Below are 16753 nucleotides of genomic sequence, written 5' to 3'. Positions count from 1 at the left end.
TCACTTTAGAAATTTCACAAATATTTTCCAACTTTAATATGTGAAATAATTTCCTGAAATTACTATAACGTTAAAGTTGTAATTCTGTAAAATATAACTTTTGAATTTTAACTTTTAACTTTTAACTGTTGACTTTTTCTATAAAATCTTACTTTTGACTTTTGACTTTGGAATTTGGAATTTTTCTATAAAATCTTACTTTTGACTTTTGACTTTTGACTTTGGAATTTTAACTTCCCCTATGTTCCCACTTCCACACACTACTAGAAATCAAATTTGTCAAAACATGAGCAATAATTGGTATCAATAAATTACCTGTTGCTAAAGCACTATATCCTAAAACAAAACCAACTATTGTTGCCCAAATCATATAAGGCCATTGTTCCCTACCACTCAAATGTAAAACACCGAAAAAAACACTTGAAGCAACTAACGCTAATGTATCTAATCCCAAAGCAGATAAAACTACACCCCTAAATAATAACTCTTCACTTAATCCAGGAAGCAAACCCAACCAGACTAAATCAGGCCATAACAGAGGAGTTAGCACTAACATTAAATATCTGTCCGCACTACAACGATAAGCTGGCCAAACACGGTAAATTATCGCACTAGCAGTAGTAATACTTAGAGCGATCGCTATTCCCCAAAACAATGCCCTCAAATTCAAAGTTACAGGCAATAAATTCACACCAAAAAGCAGGCATATTTTAGATATCGCCAGTAATACTAATGCTGTTATTCCCATTGCGAATAACACTTGGATGCGAGTTAATGGTTCAATTTCTGGGCTGTCAGGATTTTTTTCTGTCACTTGTCTAGGATTAATGATGTTTGCTCAATATATAGATTTTATTTTTTATAGCACTTACGCAGAAACCGGGTTTATCAAGTAAATTTCTTGGTTTGAGCAACAATCTCAAAGCAATAAACCCGGTTTCTTAGTTGCTTTGCGTAAGTTCTGTTTTATTATTGAAAAATTTTGTTACTATTGTTACTATTAGGACTTAAGCAGAAACCGAGTTTATCAAGTAAATTTCTTGGTTTGAGCAACAATCTCACAGCAATAAACCCGGTTTCTTGGTTGTTTTGCATCAGTCCTGACTATATTCTACCAATTGATAATACTTCCGATCTTAAAGCATTTGGACTAATACCTGCCCGATCAGCAACCAATATCCCCAAAACTTCTAGATAAGAATTTACCTCCAACGCCTTTATCCCTAAGTTTTCAGGTAAGACCTCCATCTGGGTTTTATTTTCTCTCACCGTAATAATTTTGGCTCTAGTTTGACTAAAACTCATCACCGCACTACCTCCACAAGCTGTAGCAGGTACAACTACCGCATCAACTTGTTGTGCCCAAATACTATTAGAAATTGGTAAACCATCTTTTAATTTCACGAACTGTGGCGCACGACTCAAACCAACCAAAACACAAGGCAAAAATGTATAACCAATTTCTTCAGCCGCAGACCGAGGTGATAAATTAGGGTCTAATGGTAAAGGTAACAAAGCAGGTGCATGGGCGCAAGGAATTTGAAAAGTTTTCACAATTAAATGACTAATAACCGCCTCTGCTCCTGCCAGGGGGTCAACTCCTTGGCCATGACGATATTCTTCTAATGCTGTACTACCTTCATCATCAGGAAATCTGGCCACAACAGCGATCGCCTCCGCCTTTGCTTTATGAATTAGGGTATCTGCTGCTCGTAGTAAACTATCAGGATTAGCTATTGTACCCCAGGATGCTCCAGACTCAGACTGTCGTAGTTCTACTCCTAATGGGGAATCTGTCACCATGTAGTCTGTGAGATTTAGACCCAAAGTTGCTCTCGTCGCATCAGCAGCTTGTAAATGGCGCAGTTGCAATTCTGGCTCAATGGCCTGGTCTAGAATTAAACCTATTCGGTTTTGATGTACTGGTTGTAATCCGTACCATCCTTGAGCAAATTTGTCAAGGGCATATCCTTCTACATAGAGAGCATTAGGCAATGACCAATAAAGCTGTGCCCCATTCAGGACATTGGGGTGAGTGATGAGAGTATCACAGGCTTGAGCGATCGCCCGTGCGACTGGCAAACCATCACCAGCATAACCACCAATAGATGCACCTATACCCGTGGGAATAATTAAGACTACTGTGTAAGGACGTAGTATCATTTCAGTTATCAGTTAACAGTTATCAGTTATCAGTACCGATACTTGAAATAAATCTCTCGAATCAGTTATCAGTTATTAGACATCTCCAGAAAAGAGAGAACAGGGAAGAATAACTGATAATTTATGGATAAAAATTGATTATATTTTTTATTTTTGGAGATGTCTATTAATAGCAACTGCTCAACCAAACTTAATCAAACTTACTCAAAAACCTGAAAGCTTAGTTGTTCGTAGTTGCTCAACCACTAAATAGTTAAACGGCAACGCCCTGAAACAAGTGACTGGAAATTTTAGTTAATTAATAATTAGTTGTTAAATTTGTTTCCTCAAATATTACTGCTTCTACATGAGCTTTTTGTTTTTCTGTATCTACTTTTGTTACAGCCCAACGTAGAGGAGTACCTCTTTTTTCTAACTCTTTTTCAATTTCTTCATTAAGTTTTACTGGTGATTCTTGTAGATCAATTTCAGCGTTAATAAAATGAGTAGTCATTTCAGTTATCAATTATTTGTTATTAGTTATTCTTTAGTCAGCGATAAAGTCAGAGGCTTAAAATACTGAAGTTTATTTTTTTTCATCCCCTTAATTAAGGATGTTACTTCCTTCTTGTTTCTACAAAGTTATTTATGGAGAAGCAAATTGACGAGTGTAAACCTCATCTTCCTTTCCAGTTTCTATCTTTAAATCAGACCGAGGATAAGCAACACACAATAACACATAACCCTCACCTTGAAGTTCTGGACTAACACCCATCCCATCGCTTTGATTTACACTACCCTCTCCAATAATTTGAGCTGCGCAAGTAGTACAAACCCCAGCATTACATGAATTAGGCAAACCTAGTTTAGCCTCCTCAGCAGCCTTGAGAATTGTTTTATCCTCTGGCACCTCTATAGTGTGAGTTTTTCCTTGGTGATGGATTTCAACATTATAAATCTTAGACATATTTTAATTAGTAGACTTAATTCCCAATCAAAATTCAGTTTTTTTTAGTTTACGAAGCATTGTTAAAATTAACTCTTTTAGAGATTTATAGCAACCTAATTTCTGAAAATGAAACAAAATTTTACAATTTACATAGATATTATCATACAGCACTTTCGAGAATAGTTAACTAGAAATATTAAAGACCCAACCTTTGTAACACACCCTTCTAGGCTGTCATCGACAGTTGTAACACACCCTTCTAGGCTGTCATCGACAGTTGTAACACACCCTTCTAGGCTGTCATCGACAGTTAAGCATCAATATTAAAGACCCAACCTTTGTAACACACCCTTCTAGGCTGTCATCGACAGTTGTAACACACCCTTCTAGGCTGTCATCGACAGTTAAGCATCAATATTAAAGACCCAACCTTTGTAACACACCCTTCTAGGCTGTCTTAATGTGTGCTTTACTGATATGAAATATGCTGCAACTGTTAAACTACAAAGTTGCATTTTGTAGAGAAAAGATAATAGAAAATAATAAGTTTATTTTGCTACATTTATAAATATAGGAATTACGAAAGTTATGAAATAAAGTTTTTTTTCTTCTTTTCTATATCTCTGTTCCCTCAAACCTCAAATTTTGTATCTCACTATTATCATAATTGCTATATATAATATTTAATATTAATCTTTTTATATTTAAAATAGACATCTCCACAAATAAAAAATCGAATCAATTATCGTACATAAATATCAATTATTTCTTCCCATTATCTGTTGTCTATTGCTTCTTTTGCGAAGATGTATAATACTCTGATTATTTTTTTTTATAGCTGTTTATTTTGATTTTTTTTAAGGAAAATTAACATTTATTTCTGTATGAGGAACTGAAGACAAAAAAATACTATTTAGGGTAAGCGGGCTAGAAATCTAAAAATTTTGATATATAAAGGTAAGTGCCTTTTTAGGTGCGGAAAAAGTGCAACTTTTTGGGTAGGTCTGGTACGGTACGGTTCCAGAGAAATCGGTGAAAAATCAAAAAGCTAGTATTTTCGGGAAGAGTTGGGTAAACAGAATTACTCCCCATCACCCTATCTCCCCATCTCCTTAAAATACTTTTGAGCGCCAACCCTATTTAAGTAAGCATTTCCTGCGGAATGCTACGCAAACAGCTATTAGCCGTCAGCTATCAGGAATAAGAACCTGTGGTTAAACATGAGGTTTAAATGAGTAAAAACTTTAGAGGTGAGTTTTGTAGAAAGATTTTTATAGCTCAGTTAAATATTGCTTTTAGTGAATGATAAAAGCACTCTTCTTATAGCTGATAGCTGACGGCTGAATGCTTACCTATTTAATATCTATACTATCCGCAAAAATTATTATGTTATTGAATAATTAATAATTAATATAGGACTTACACATAGACCATAGATATAGAACTCAAAACTATAGCGCTATAGTTTTTTTTAACTCTCTATATAGTCATTTAACTTAAGGATGAAACACCTTTTCGGCTGAAATCCTTTCATAGGAAGAAATATTTGTCTCATTCTTATACTAGACAGTGCAAAATTTTAGGAATAACTATTGCTAGCTAAGTCTTTTAGCTATTTAAAAGTTACCAACTTTCTATTGAGAATTGTCGGTTGTTTAAGCATCTGCTAGTAATAGTTTAACCTTGAAAGCAAATATTTTTTTAGGAAAACTTTGTACTCTCCAGTTTAAGTTAAACAACTATAATTATCAATTATCCATTATCCATTATTCAAATAGCTTGACAAATAATTTATAATCAATTAAATATTTAGAAACCTTAGATTAAAATCTAATTCAGTATTAATTAACCATGCAACTATCAAATCTCTTGTCCCGTAGTTCATTAGCCATTTTCGGGACTATAAGTGGAGTAATATTTTCCTCTCAAAGCGCGATCGCAGCTAGCAAAGTCGTCATAGATATAACTGGCCCAATACAGGCATCGGTCAAAGTTAAGGACTTACGAAGATTTGCAGAGACAGGTGAAACTACCAAGACAATTAGACAAGCCCTGGCCGCATCAAAAGATATCAATCCTAAGACAATTCGTGGCATAATGTCATTAGAAATAGGAGCTGATATCGCTAAACTAGCCAAAGTCTTATATAGTGAGCGTGGCCAAAATATTACCAAAGCAATAAGTGAAGTAGTTCAAACTAGATACGACAAGGAAAGTGATAAAGCCCTGCGTTCAGCAATTATTTTAGCCGCAATAGATGATAACCGAATATCAATACTAGAGATTATGGAAAAATATCCTACTACAGATATGTACATAAATCTAGCTAAGATTAACGAAATAGTAGGAAAAGTTCAAGAAGCTATTGGCAATCTAGAAGAACTGCTACAATAAATCTACTATTCCAAAGACGGAGTTATTTTATCCCTATCTTCATTGCTATGATTTAGCTGGGCAGTTTCTGAATCAACTGCCACGGCTTCTATATATTGACTATCTATTAGAAATGCTCCTTTTTTGAAACGAACTGTCCAATAATTTTCTGATTTACAACTTAAAATAGTTCCTAATTCACCCAAACGCACTACATTAGGAGGACGTAATATAGGCATTGATTCAGCAGTTTTAATGTATGGTGGCTGAACCACTAATCTGACTTTCTGGCCAATAAAAAAATCATTCTCCATTTTTTATTCCTAATAATAAGCTGTCATAAGTTTAACAAAGGGATTAATATAGATTTAGTGAAATCAAGTTTAGAGGGTAATAATCATGGCTACAGGTCGTCGCATTTCCCGGGTTGCTTCATTAATAAAGCAGGAAATCAGCCAGATGTTGCTCCATGGTGTCAAAGATAACCGTGTAGGTACTGGTATGGTTAGTGTCACAGATGTAGATATTTCTGGAGACTTACAACACGCTAAAATATTTGTAAGTATCTATGGCTCTGACCAGGTAAGGTCGGAAACTATGGCAGGTCTAAGATCTGCTACTGGCTATGTCCGTAGTGAGTTAGGCCATAGAATACGTCTACGTCGAACTCCAGAAATTATTTTTATTGAAGACCGTTCCCTAGAGCGTGGGACTGAAATTATATCACTGTTAAACAAACTTTCCCAGGAACGCCAAGAACAGGAAACAGAAGATATTACAGAATAATTAATAATTAATAATTATTCAGGTTAAACACCTCCCCTTTCAAGCAGGGTCTATTTATTGTCGGTAGAGAAAAAAGGAAGTTAGACGGTTCCCGAATAAATCGGAAAAATTATCCCTTGATTTTTCTTCCCCTTTTTTGCCCAAATACTAATTTTTTCAGCTTTTTCAGGGGAAAATTTCGTAATTTTTTTGACCTAAAAATGCTAAAACTTTAGAATTTCAATGCTTTGATAAATAATTCAGCAAGTCTTAAGTAGAAATAATAGATTGATATTTTTAGCAAAACTTACATAGCTGAACACAGAAACCCAGATTTAGGTTGGGTTTCGTTCCTCAACCCAACCTAAATTTTGCTCTCCTACTCCTTTACTCCTCTACTAATCATTCCTTTTTACTTCATACCATTGCTATTTAGGACTACCTAACCAGAAATTATATAACCTATTTCTAAATTTACTCTTACTGAAATTATGAATTTAAAAGAAAAAGTAGCTCAGATGGTCGTAGTAAGAGCATCTGGGTATTTATTTGACAATCAAATTCGTTATCCAGTCTGGGAACCCCCTATTCACAAGCTCAAATATTGGCTACAAGACTTGGGTGTTGGAGGAGTAATTTTTGTGGATGGGAGTACTGTAGACTTGGCAACTCGCATTCAACAACTCCAGTCTTGGGCAAAAATTCCTTTGCTATTAGCTGCTGATATTGAGGAAGGAGTTGGTCAAAGGTTTGCTGGGGCAACTTGGTTCCCCCCACCAATGGCGATCGCTGCTATTGCTAAAACTGACTTGACAAAAGCGCAAAAATATGCAGAAACTATGGGCGCTATTACAGCTCAAGAAGCTATGGCTATTGGTTTAAATTGGGTATTAGCTCCAGTGGTAGATGTGAATAATAATCCTGATAACCCAGTGATTAATATTCGGGCTTTTGGAGAAACGACGGAGTTAGTTGGTCAGTTGGCAAGGGCTTTTATTGGAGGCGCTCAAGAATATCAAGTTTTAACTACTGCCAAACATTTTCCTGGTCATGGGGATACGGGAGTTGATTCTCATTTTGATTTACCAGTTATACCTCATTGGGAGAATAGATTAGCAGAGGTTGAGTTACCTCCTTTTAGGGAGGCGATCGCTGCTGGGGTAGATTCTGTAATGAGTGCCCATTTATTAATTCCGTCCTGGGATGAGGAACTACCTGCTACTTTATCCCATAAAATTATTACAGGTCAATTACGTCAAAATTTGGGTTTTGATGGGTTGGTTGTAACTGATGCTTTGGTGATGGGGGCGATCGCTAATGGTTATGGTTTGGCGGAGGCTTCTGTTTTAGCTGTGGAAGCTGGTGCAGATATTTTGTTGATGCCTTTAGATGCGGAGGTGACAATTAATGCTGTTTGTGATGCGGTGACTCAAGGCCGGATTTCTGAATCGCGAATTGATGAGTCTTTAGAGAGAATTTGGCAAGCTAAAAGGAAAGTATATCCTACTTGGCAACCTGGAGACGAAAAAATATCAGATTATTCCTCATCTCCTACATATAATTTAGTTGAAAAGTTAGCTCAACCAAAAGCACAAGAAACTGTAGCTCAAATTTTACAAGATTCTATCCAAGCAGCAGGAGGTTCTCTTACTCCTAGCAAAAATAATAATCATTTACGCAATTTAATAGTGGTACAGGATTTACTTAACACTCCTTTTTTAGGTAATCATACTCCAGCGATCGCTATTCCCCAAAAATATGGTTATCAACCACATCTAATTGATAATAATTCTGAAGCCCTCCCCAACTTTACCTCTCATGGCTCGACTTTACTGCAACTATTTATTCGTGGCAATCCTTTCGGTAAGTCTGCCAGCCTAACACAATTAGCAGATGATTTGGTTAAGAAATTATTAAAAAATGGTGAACTCCAAGGTCTAATCATATACGGTAGTCAATATACTCTGAAACAGTTTTCAGCAGAACTTTTATCAGAGATACCCTATATATTTTGTTATGGACAAATGCCAAAAGCTCAAGCTATTGCTCTAGAAATTTTATTTCCAGATTTCCTATCTTCTCTCTAAAACATCACAAAATGTTACCTAATTTTTGACAAAATCCAATCAAAGTGATAATGCGGATAACATTTTTTGAGGTGAAAAGACCAGAAAAATCTGAAATTAACTCGCTAATGGGCACAAATTTAAAGTATATAGATGCAATTTAGGCCAACACTATAGACAATGTGTTGGTCTCATAACTTTTAGAATACTTATCTAAAAAATAGAAAAAATTGTAACTGTATATACTGAAAAAAATAACACACAGAATTATTTATTTTGCTTTATATTATTAGTATCAGAGAAAACCACTTAAGCTAGGTCCAGGGGATAACCATGACTTACACCACAGTTCAATATTCATTAGATATCATTAGGGACGAAGCATTAGAACTTGTACAGAAAGGAGTTCTCAGTCGTCAGCAACCTATTTATACTCTTTGCCAGTATATTCCGGCCAGGGAATGGGCCTGTGTAGAGGGTGAGTTAGAACAGTGTAATTTTCTACTCAGAGATCGAATTGCTGACCTTATAGGTAGTGAACAATGGGACAACGACTAAAAGAAAAGCCTAACCCAGTTAAATAGATTTTTATCTAGGTTAGGCAATATAATTTATCCTACTTTTTCAGAACTTTAATTAATAGCTGAATAAGCATATAAGACACATATAGATCGGGGTGTTATAATGTGTCAAATATTTTTTTTATTTGCAGAAACAATTTTAAAATAAATTTAACTCTGAGACTCTGACTCCTGATATTTTTGTAAATCAGCCCGTAGATTTGCTATTTCTTTAGTTAGTTCTAACAAATCTCTTTGTATATCTGATTCTACAATACCAGAATTAGAAGCAGGGTTGGAAGAAGAATAAGAAGAAGTTGTGCTGTCAACATTGACTTGACTATTTTGTTGATTCAAAATTGTATCAACAAAGTTTCGAGCTTCTTGTTCAGTCATTTCTCCTCTTTTAACCCACTCCTCAGTTAGTTGATTAAAATCAGAATTTAATTTATTCAAATTTTCATCCCGTTTACTAGAGTCTTGCAAAGTCTCAAAGAAAAAGGATGTAGCACCTAGGGTGACACGAAATCCTTTTTGTACTATTTGGGTCAGATCTTCAGGATTCATAATTGTAAGCTCTCTTAATATCAAATGACAATTTCTCTTTTATTAAAATTGAGAAATATACTTTACTGGTAATATAGCGCGGATAGAAGCAACTGAAAAGTTATTTGAGAATATTTTTTCTAGTAAAGTATTAAGTAGGGTTGGCTGAATAAATTCTTTTTGCACTTGGTAGGGAGTAGTTAAAAATCAAGATAAATAGGGAGTTACAGAGGAGGTAGTCAGAAAAATTAAGAGATAATTTTTCTGCCCAACTTTTGCTCAAATACTAACTTTTTTATTTTTCGGGAACCGTATCTTGTCAAGCAAAATTTGGTAGTTTTTTTGCTCTAAAAATGCTTTGACTCTTATCGGCTAATTCTTTATATATTTAATCAGTAAACCCTAAGTAGTGATGTAAAATTAATTTCCTAGTTGACAGAGGGAACAGGGAAAAGAAGTGATAATTTATTTATGAAGATTGAAGATATATAATAGTAATGTATAATTATTTTTGCATAAGCACTTATATTTTTATTTTCTAGCTAAATCTAGATTTTCTATTTTAATAACTGGCAATTTAAAAGCTAATTTATTTCTGAAGAATACCTAATTTGCCAAGACTATATACTTGATTAGGATGTTTTAATCAAAATCTCTTCTACACCCATTTTTTTTAACTTCTTTTCTATTTGGGAAACAACATTTTTTAAATTGATACATATCAATAAATATTGATTTTCAGTCAATTTGTATATTCCTGAACTTTGACAAGCAAACGATAAAAAATCTTTGGGTATATCATCAAATTCAAAGAACTTTTGGAAAATTAATTTACCACCAAAACCAGGTGAATAATTTTGTAATTTAACCCAAGAATTATGACATAAGTATTTGCCATCAAAAGTAGATATGAAGCCGTATATTCGCGGAAGTTCATTTACTGATTTTCTCACATCAGTATGTTTTAACATATAATTGTTTTCTGGCTTAGTTAAATCTAAAACGAAAGCTTCAGCATTTCCTAAATAATTTTTAGGTATGCCAACATTTCTATATCTTAAATTACAAAGAAAAATAAATCGTTTAATCGGAACAACCGATAAAAATTCAAATAAAGCATCGTTTGTGCTATATGCACTTTCTTCGTTAGACAAATTTTTGCTATTCCTCTTAATTAAGTCTAACTTTTCTTTAGTTAAAATACATTCAAGATAACTCCAGTTATCCTGATTTTGAAAAAAACTGTTTAATACAAAAACAATAAAAGATGTTGAACTTAAAATTTTGTCTTGCCATGATAATTTTTTAAAATTTGTCGCAATAAAGTCATCTATTTTCTGAAAATCTATGGTAAATAATGGTTCAGAGTTAGCAACATATTCTGTATCTTCATATGCTTGAGAAAGATATTCTAATAATTTAAAATATGTTCCACCATCTGCTATAAAATGATTGATCAGCAGACTTACACCATAATAATTTTGATTATGATTCAAAATCACATACAGTAATGGAGTATCTTGATTAATAGCATCTGAAGAATTTTTGGGAATATTAAACTCATTTTTTACATAACTTTTGGCATCTAATAAATTCTCAAGATTTATTTCCTGTTCCCCTAAATCAATTTCAATAAAACCAACACCAGATTTTTGTGGGTTACAGACAACTTTTAAGGTCGAAAACAATTTTCTTACTAATCTTCCTCCTAAAATTGGTACACTATTTACTATTTGTTGAATTGCTATTTTTAATCTATGAGAATCTATTTGATGCTTATACCAATTTATTACACCGTAATACGGCCAAACCCCCATGTGAGTATCAAATTTTGAAAGTTGATACTCACAATGCACAGTGCTATTTTTTATTAATTCCACTCTTTTTGCTTTTCTGGGTAGAAAACTCAGCATTTTAGTTATATGGTTATATAGGTTTGGAGACCAAACCCCTACATTTTTTTTTCACAAATCATTCCTAAGTGCTATACTTGATCTAAATATTGATTAATATCATCATAAACTCTAGTAAGTTCAGCTTCAGTAGTTATTCTAATTCGCTCATCTCGCAAAGTAATTAATAATTTAGCAGCAAAAGGACTAGGCCAAATATTAGGATTGCAAAAGACTTCTAAAAATACATCTCCTATATACTGATATTCTGTAGGTTTTTGTGGAGTTGGTTTACCAGAAGTCCCCGCAGCAGTTTTAGCAGCAGCAGATTTTAATTGTTGGATTAATTCAGCAATCGCACTTTGTAACTTTTTTGCAGCTTCAGGAGTAAAATCAAAAGATATAGAACCCTCTACCAAATTCAAAGTTAGTTTAGAAGTAGACATAAGAAATAAAATACAAATAGATATTAAAAAATAACAGACTGCAATTATAATATCATGTTTGGTTGAGAGGAACCAGAATCCAGAATCCAGAATCTGTATGGGAATGAGAATCATAGAAGAGGTAGCCAGAACAATCTTCCCTTAATTTTCTAACCCTCGAAATGCCCAAAATCCTAGAATAGATGATTTTGTAACGATTTTTCGGGAACCGTACCGTACCGAAATCATCTAAAAGCTGGTACTTGATTAGTACCTGTAAGGGCTGTAACCTTTGGCAGTAAACCCTAGTTACATTTTAGAAGCAAGAAGGGACTTGTAAGTAAAAGGAAAAGAAAGGTTTAAATTGAAACTGTTCCCTGTTTCTTGTTCCCTAATTATTAATTAATAAACTTTTTTTGTCTAAAGTTAAATCAACAGGATTAATGTGTTCATATTTCTCAAAAGGTTGATGAATCCAAGGATTATCATTTAAAAAATCAACATAGAAATTAGGCTCAAATATTGAGCAAGCCTTATACCATAAAACAGCAGTTTTTAATTCTTGAATTTCTTGAGTATAATTATCTTGTAGCCAAACCTTAGACTCTTTAATACTAATTCCTGAATCCACTAAATCATCAACCAACAAAATATGACTACCTAGAGCATCTGTAGTCATAGTCAAATTTTTACCGATTTTGATATTACCTCGTTTTTTACCTTGAAAACCACCATAAGAAGAAACAGCAAGAATAGCTAAAGGCTTGTCAAAGATACGAGAAAGAATATCTCCTACTCTTACTCCCCCTCTAGCTAAACATACAATTTGATTAAACTCCCACTGAGATTCATAAATTTTTGCTGCTAAACATTCAATTGCTTTATGATATTCTGGCCAAGAAATATAAATATCACTCATTTGTGAATGTGAAAATAATGGTAAAAACAATTGAGTTAATTTTACCCAAAAACACTGTTTTTTCTCAACTTATCAAAACTTACACATAAAAAGGGCATATAATGTATTATAATATAATATTGTTTTCTATTTCTATATAAAAACTATTTGGTATCTTTCACAAAAAAATAAGATATCCAGTCTCCTCTTGACTGCGTCGCAAGGGGATGAAAAAAATAAACTTTAGTATTTCAAGCACAAGGCTTTCCTGCGCAATGCTGCGCAAACAGCGATAGAAACTGATAACTGAAATGACCAGGATGAAATTATTGAGGCACAAAGGAAGTCGTCAGTGAATAAAAAATTGAAATTAAAATACAATCTATTCACTTTATCTCCTTTTTGATTAGTCAAGCAAAATATCGCAATCCTCAATAGACTGTGACAAATTAAAAAGTAACTAAAAAAACTGAAAATCTCACCTGTTATCTGTTCCTTATTCCCTAAAAGCAATGCAATTAATTTTGTAGACCAATAAAATAGGATTGCTATACCATAGCAAAGTTTTAATCAGCAACTTTGAACCATCCACGACGAACTGCATGAAGTAATCTATTAATTGCTGTTGTATCTTCTTCACTGAGACTATGGTGTAAAAATAGACTTCTAAGTTGCTTTCTTTGTTCTCGAGTCAAGATACCAGATCGATAAACTTGGAATACTAAGTCTGTAATAACTACTTCCGGTAAAAGAGTTTGATGTGAATATCCCATAAAACCTAATTATTGTATATCAGTATCTTAAGTATTACTTCTTAAAAATTTAATCACTGTGATAAACAGCTTCAGTTTTGGTGATATATATCACACCAATTAATCATTTATCACATTAGCTCAAGTAAACATTCAAAAGTTAAATTGGTGTTAAAATGTTTGCTTTTGTAACAAAATTTTCAGAACGACATCAACTGACTTGACTCTTCACTACTGCCTATTTCCTACGTTAACAAAAATATTTTCCATAAGCAAACCCCAATTCTCTGGGTGCATCTCAATTTTGAAAAAAGCGAAAATTTTTTTGCTTTTAGGGAATAGGAAACAGGGAAAACTTAACTGGGAATAGGTATGGAGAGAATAGAAAAAAAGTATTTTTGCAAATATAGAAATTCTAATTAGGGTTTGCGCTTCTTTAGTCTGATGGTTAGGTTAGGGAATAGGGAGTAGGGAGTAGTGAAGAGTTAGGAAAAACGGGCAGTTGTAGAAGAAGTGGTTATTCATAATCCCCCCTTAGTTTTCCTGTTATAATTATCATAAAGTCCTCACTTTTTCTGTTCAATCAACTCAAAATTTGGTACTTTTACGGTTCCCGAGAAATCAGCCCCTAAAATTATGCAAACATTTATCTGTCAATGCTTTTAGATTTAATCAGCCAGCCCTAATTAAATTGTAAGATTTTATGGTAGGGTTTTGCTTTCCAAAGCAAAGCGCCAAGGGATTTGGAGACCAAACCCCTACAGTTTTTTCTGACGAATGATTTCTTATGGCTATAAGTATGAGATGTACCCAATTATGTTTTTTAGTAACTAAAGCACTACCTTATAATTATCACCATTATAGAAAAAATTCCAATAACTTAAAAATATGAAATTTCAGCAAATATCTTATAAATTCCTAGCAATATTTGTAATTATATTATCATTATTAATAATATCTGGATGTCAAAAAAAGAATCAAATAAAATTAGCAGAAAATAGAAAAATAACAACAATTTTAGCACAAAAAACAGGGGAAGAAAAAAAGAAATTTCAAGAGAGAAGTTTAGCAGTTCGTCAGCAAATAGCAGCCATAGATTTAGAAGAATTAGATAGTTGGTGGAGGGAAAGAAAAATAGGAGATCCTCATAAATATTTACTCCCAGTAATTTTAGCTAGATTAAGTTTAGAAAATGAACCAACAGGCAAATTTTATAACCAAGAAGAAACTTGGAAAATTTGGCTACAACTTGATAAAGATAAACCAAGTTTTTATCACTTTCGTAGTTATTTAGATGTGCGAATTTTCTTTTTATTTCGAGACCAAATGCCGTCAGAAATATTAACATCTTACCAAAATCAACTACAACTACCGAAAGTCCGAAATTGGACAAAAACTGGCACAGAAAATCATATGTTTATGCAGCGTGCATCTGGTTTAGCATTGATGAATGGTAGTGGTTGGTCTGTAGGAGATCCCGCAAGTGAAGCTACAAATGAGGCATGGTTACGAAGTGAACTGAATAAATTTTTAACTATTGGACAAGGAGAGTTTCATTCTTCTACTTATTATGGATATAGTATCGGTGCATTGCTCAATCTCTACGATTTTGCTCGTGACCCAGAGTTAAAAAAATTAGCCAAAGGTTTGCTAGATTGGTATGCAACTAATATGGCATTAAGACTCAGTTGGGGAACTGCTGGAAGTGCTGAAAGTAGAGGCTTCGACCGCAATACCTGGAATAGTGGGTTAAGTGCAGTAGCTTGGATGTGGTGGGGAGATGGAACTGAAGCATTAGAAAAAATGGGACAAAGTAGCATGAGGTTAGCATTGGCACCCGCTCTTAGTACCTATCGTCCCCCAGAATATTTACGGGCATTAGCTCGTAAGCAAGTACCATTACCATTTAGACTACAGGCAAGTCATCCAATTTACTATACTTATTCTCAAGGAAATAATTTATGGGAGACTTTTTATATAACCAAAGATTATAGTTTAGGAACTTTATTAGATCCTACCCGCAGTTATCAAGTTGAAGGTACTATTAGGGCACAGTATGCTACTTATAAGTTAGTGGTGCGCGACCCAAATGGGATTAATAATGGAGTGGTCAATTTAGCAGGTACTTATCATGGAGCGCAGGCAACTGGTCGTAGTCCCGGAGACCAATATGTTCAGGAAAAAGGGGCTGTAATTTTTCAGTTGATTCTCAATGATCGAGATTTGCAGGCCGGAGTACCTGCCCAATCTCATTTAGTCTGGCCACAACGTTATGGTGAACCGACAAAATATAAAAATTGGTACATTTGGCGGATGGAAAATATTTGGTTATGTGCTAGATATTGGGCAGATGAATTAAGTTTTCAGATACCTGTTTCTCGGCAATATCCAGATTATCAAGGAATGGTGGCCAAGGGTAGAAAAACAGCTTGGATAACTGATGTGGCAAGGGTGGCTGATATTAAGGACTTGAAAAGTTTGAAACAGGCGTTGGATAAGACTAAAGTTGATGATAGAAAATGGAATAGTAAGGGGCGTTTGAGTTATTTGAGTTTAGCAGGCGATCGCATAGTAATGACTTATCAGCAGGATGGTGCTATTGGAAATGCTGTGATTAATGGAGAGAAAAGAATTTTAAAAAATTGGCCTGTTTTGGATAGTCCTTATGCCAAGCAACAGTTGTATAGTGGACTATTAGAAGTTGATGACCCTAATTTAGGTAAATGGCAATTACGAGGTAAGTTGACAGGACCAGAATGGAAGTGAATGTTTCTTTTAGCCACAGAAAAAATAGGCCAGAACTTAAGAATTAGTTAATATAGTAGTCGAAGCAAAGGTTAGAACCCATCAAAAGCATAAAAGCCAAACAAAGGAAGATTTTTCCTGATGCCTTCCGCTATAAATCTGGAATAGTAGTTATAATATACCCTTACTAGGACAACAGTTAAGATAAAATTTAACAAAAAGTGACACCAGAGAGAATTAATTATGCTATTGCTATTAAAGTCAACAACTAGACATATTCGTATTTTTGCCGGAATAGTGGAAAATAATGAACTTGTTCCAGATGACAAAGTATTAACTTTAGATATTGACCCTGATAATGAACTTAACTGGAATGATAATGCGGTGCAGCAGGTTTACCGGAAGTTTGACGAATTGGTAGAATCTTACAATGGGTCAGACTTAACTGAATATAACCTTCGCTGTATAGGTTCCGATTTAGAACATTTTGTCCGTTCATTACTACAATTAGGTCAAATTAGTTATAATCTTGGTAGTCGTGTTAATAATTATAGTCTAGGATTACCTAGAGTAGATGTCGATAATTAATAGTTAATAGTTAATAATTAGGGCTGGCTGATTAAATTTATAATAACTAGCA

The 16753-nt window shown here is 34.0% G+C and carries 16 protein-coding genes; 6 read left to right on the top strand and 10 right to left on the bottom strand.

The window, feature by feature from the left end:
- Positions 1-229: 229 nt before the first annotated feature.
- The 4 genes from VKJ25_RS03410 to VKJ25_RS03395 form a co-directional block, all read right to left on the bottom strand.
- A complete protein-coding gene (locus VKJ25_RS03410) occupies positions 230-814 on the bottom strand; it encodes a CPBP family intramembrane glutamic endopeptidase (RefSeq protein ID WP_324235220.1) in 585 nt (194 codons plus the stop codon).
- A gap of 290 nt (positions 815-1104) precedes the next feature.
- The gene (locus VKJ25_RS03405; RefSeq protein ID WP_324235219.1) at positions 1105-2163 is read right to left on the bottom strand and encodes a DUF3326 domain-containing protein; all 1059 of its coding nucleotides are present in this window, start codon (positions 2161-2163) and stop codon (positions 1105-1107) included.
- Between the two features lie 298 nt (positions 2164-2461).
- The gene (locus tag VKJ25_RS03400) at positions 2462-2656 is read right to left on the bottom strand and encodes a hypothetical protein (protein ID WP_324235218.1); all 195 of its coding nucleotides are present in this window, start codon (positions 2654-2656) and stop codon (positions 2462-2464) included.
- A 132-nt stretch (positions 2657-2788) separates the two neighbouring features.
- Positions 2789-3109 (bottom strand): 2Fe-2S iron-sulfur cluster-binding protein, encoded by a 321-nt coding sequence (locus VKJ25_RS03395; protein WP_324235217.1) that lies wholly within the window; start codon positions 3107-3109, stop codon positions 2789-2791.
- Positions 3110-4942: 1833 nt separating this feature from the next.
- Here VKJ25_RS03395 and VKJ25_RS03390 point away from each other — a divergent pair.
- Complete coding sequence (locus VKJ25_RS03390) at positions 4943-5485, top strand: alpha/beta hydrolase (RefSeq protein ID WP_324235216.1); 543 nt, start codon at positions 4943-4945, stop codon at positions 5483-5485.
- A gap of 5 nt (positions 5486-5490) precedes the next feature.
- Here the strand turns inward: VKJ25_RS03390 and sipA are convergent, their stop codons facing one another.
- Entirely contained in the window at positions 5491-5778 is a 288-nt protein-coding gene (gene sipA / locus VKJ25_RS03385) for a regulatory protein SipA (RefSeq protein ID WP_324235215.1), read from the bottom strand.
- 85 nt (positions 5779-5863) lie between these two features.
- Between sipA and rbfA the strand changes: the two genes are divergently transcribed.
- The 3 genes from rbfA (at position 5864) to VKJ25_RS03370 (ending at position 8853) form a co-directional block, all read left to right on the top strand.
- Positions 5864-6250, top strand: coding sequence for a 30S ribosome-binding factor RbfA (gene rbfA / locus VKJ25_RS03380; RefSeq protein WP_324235214.1), 387 nt, complete (start codon positions 5864-5866; stop codon positions 6248-6250).
- 470 nt (positions 6251-6720) lie between these two features.
- Entirely contained in the window at positions 6721-8316 is a 1596-nt protein-coding gene (locus VKJ25_RS03375; protein WP_324235213.1) for a glycoside hydrolase family 3 N-terminal domain-containing protein, read from the top strand.
- A gap of 312 nt (positions 8317-8628) precedes the next feature.
- On the top strand, positions 8629-8853 hold the full coding sequence (locus tag VKJ25_RS03370; RefSeq protein ID WP_324235212.1) for a DUF4327 family protein: 225 nt from the start codon (positions 8629-8631) through the stop codon (positions 8851-8853).
- 173 nt (positions 8854-9026) lie between these two features.
- Here VKJ25_RS03370 and VKJ25_RS03365 read toward each other — a convergent pair whose 3' ends face one another.
- From VKJ25_RS03365 to VKJ25_RS03345, 5 genes are all read right to left on the bottom strand, one after another.
- A complete protein-coding gene (locus VKJ25_RS03365) occupies positions 9027-9422 on the bottom strand; it encodes a hypothetical protein (RefSeq protein WP_324235211.1) in 396 nt (131 codons plus the stop codon).
- A gap of 611 nt (positions 9423-10033) precedes the next feature.
- Entirely contained in the window at positions 10034-11314 is a 1281-nt protein-coding gene (locus VKJ25_RS03360; protein ID WP_324235210.1) for an acyltransferase, read from the bottom strand.
- Between the two features lie 71 nt (positions 11315-11385).
- Complete coding sequence (locus VKJ25_RS03355; RefSeq protein ID WP_324235209.1) at positions 11386-11739, bottom strand: hypothetical protein; 354 nt, start codon at positions 11737-11739, stop codon at positions 11386-11388.
- A 370-nt stretch (positions 11740-12109) separates the two neighbouring features.
- A complete protein-coding gene (locus VKJ25_RS03350; RefSeq protein WP_324235208.1) occupies positions 12110-12637 on the bottom strand; it encodes a phosphoribosyltransferase in 528 nt (175 codons plus the stop codon).
- 545 nt (positions 12638-13182) lie between these two features.
- On the bottom strand, positions 13183-13389 hold the full coding sequence (locus VKJ25_RS03345; protein ID WP_324235207.1) for a hypothetical protein: 207 nt from the start codon (positions 13387-13389) through the stop codon (positions 13183-13185).
- 867 nt (positions 13390-14256) lie between these two features.
- Here VKJ25_RS03345 and VKJ25_RS03340 point away from each other — a divergent pair.
- On the top strand, positions 14257-16134 hold the full coding sequence (locus VKJ25_RS03340; protein ID WP_324235206.1) for a hypothetical protein: 1878 nt from the start codon (positions 14257-14259) through the stop codon (positions 16132-16134).
- A 228-nt stretch (positions 16135-16362) separates the two neighbouring features.
- The gene (gene ndhM / locus VKJ25_RS03335; RefSeq protein WP_324235222.1) at positions 16363-16701 is read left to right on the top strand and encodes an NAD(P)H-quinone oxidoreductase subunit M; all 339 of its coding nucleotides are present in this window, start codon (positions 16363-16365) and stop codon (positions 16699-16701) included.
- Positions 16702-16753: the final 52 nt, after the last annotated feature.

The organism is Okeania sp., from assembly GCF_035285525.1.
GTDB lineage: Bacteria > Cyanobacteriota > Cyanobacteriia > Cyanobacteriales > Microcoleaceae > Trichodesmium.
This window is presented reverse-complemented; position numbering and strand designations above follow the sequence as displayed.

What these genes read in the sequence shown, in the direction of transcription:
- VKJ25_RS03405 (WP_324235219.1), bottom strand. Translation starts at nt 2,163, where the DNA reads ATGATACTACGTCCTTACACAGTAGTCTTAATTATTCCCACGGGTATA.
- VKJ25_RS03400 (WP_324235218.1), bottom strand. Translation starts at nt 2,656, where the DNA reads ATGACTACTCATTTTATTAACGCTGAAATTGATCTACAAGAATCACCA.
- VKJ25_RS03395 (WP_324235217.1), bottom strand. Translation starts at nt 3,109, where the DNA reads ATGTCTAAGATTTATAATGTTGAAATCCATCACCAAGGAAAAACTCAC.
- VKJ25_RS03390 (WP_324235216.1), top strand. Translation starts at nt 4,943, where the DNA reads ATGCAACTATCAAATCTCTTGTCCCGTAGTTCATTAGCCATTTTCGGG.
- sipA (WP_324235215.1), bottom strand. Translation starts at nt 5,778, where the DNA reads ATGGAGAATGATTTTTTTATTGGCCAGAAAGTCAGATTAGTGGTTCAG.
- rbfA (WP_324235214.1), top strand. Translation starts at nt 5,864, where the DNA reads ATGGCTACAGGTCGTCGCATTTCCCGGGTTGCTTCATTAATAAAGCAG.
- VKJ25_RS03375 (WP_324235213.1), top strand. Translation starts at nt 6,721, where the DNA reads ATGAATTTAAAAGAAAAAGTAGCTCAGATGGTCGTAGTAAGAGCATCT.
- VKJ25_RS03370 (WP_324235212.1), top strand. Translation starts at nt 8,629, where the DNA reads ATGACTTACACCACAGTTCAATATTCATTAGATATCATTAGGGACGAA.
- VKJ25_RS03365 (WP_324235211.1), bottom strand. Translation starts at nt 9,422, where the DNA reads ATGAATCCTGAAGATCTGACCCAAATAGTACAAAAAGGATTTCGTGTC.
- VKJ25_RS03360 (WP_324235210.1), bottom strand. Translation starts at nt 11,314, where the DNA reads ATGCTGAGTTTTCTACCCAGAAAAGCAAAAAGAGTGGAATTAATAAAA.
- VKJ25_RS03355 (WP_324235209.1), bottom strand. Translation starts at nt 11,739, where the DNA reads ATGTCTACTTCTAAACTAACTTTGAATTTGGTAGAGGGTTCTATATCT.
- VKJ25_RS03350 (WP_324235208.1), bottom strand. Translation starts at nt 12,637, where the DNA reads ATGAGTGATATTTATATTTCTTGGCCAGAATATCATAAAGCAATTGAA.
- VKJ25_RS03345 (WP_324235207.1), bottom strand. Translation starts at nt 13,389, where the DNA reads ATGGGATATTCACATCAAACTCTTTTACCGGAAGTAGTTATTACAGAC.
- VKJ25_RS03340 (WP_324235206.1), top strand. Translation starts at nt 14,257, where the DNA reads ATGAAATTTCAGCAAATATCTTATAAATTCCTAGCAATATTTGTAATT.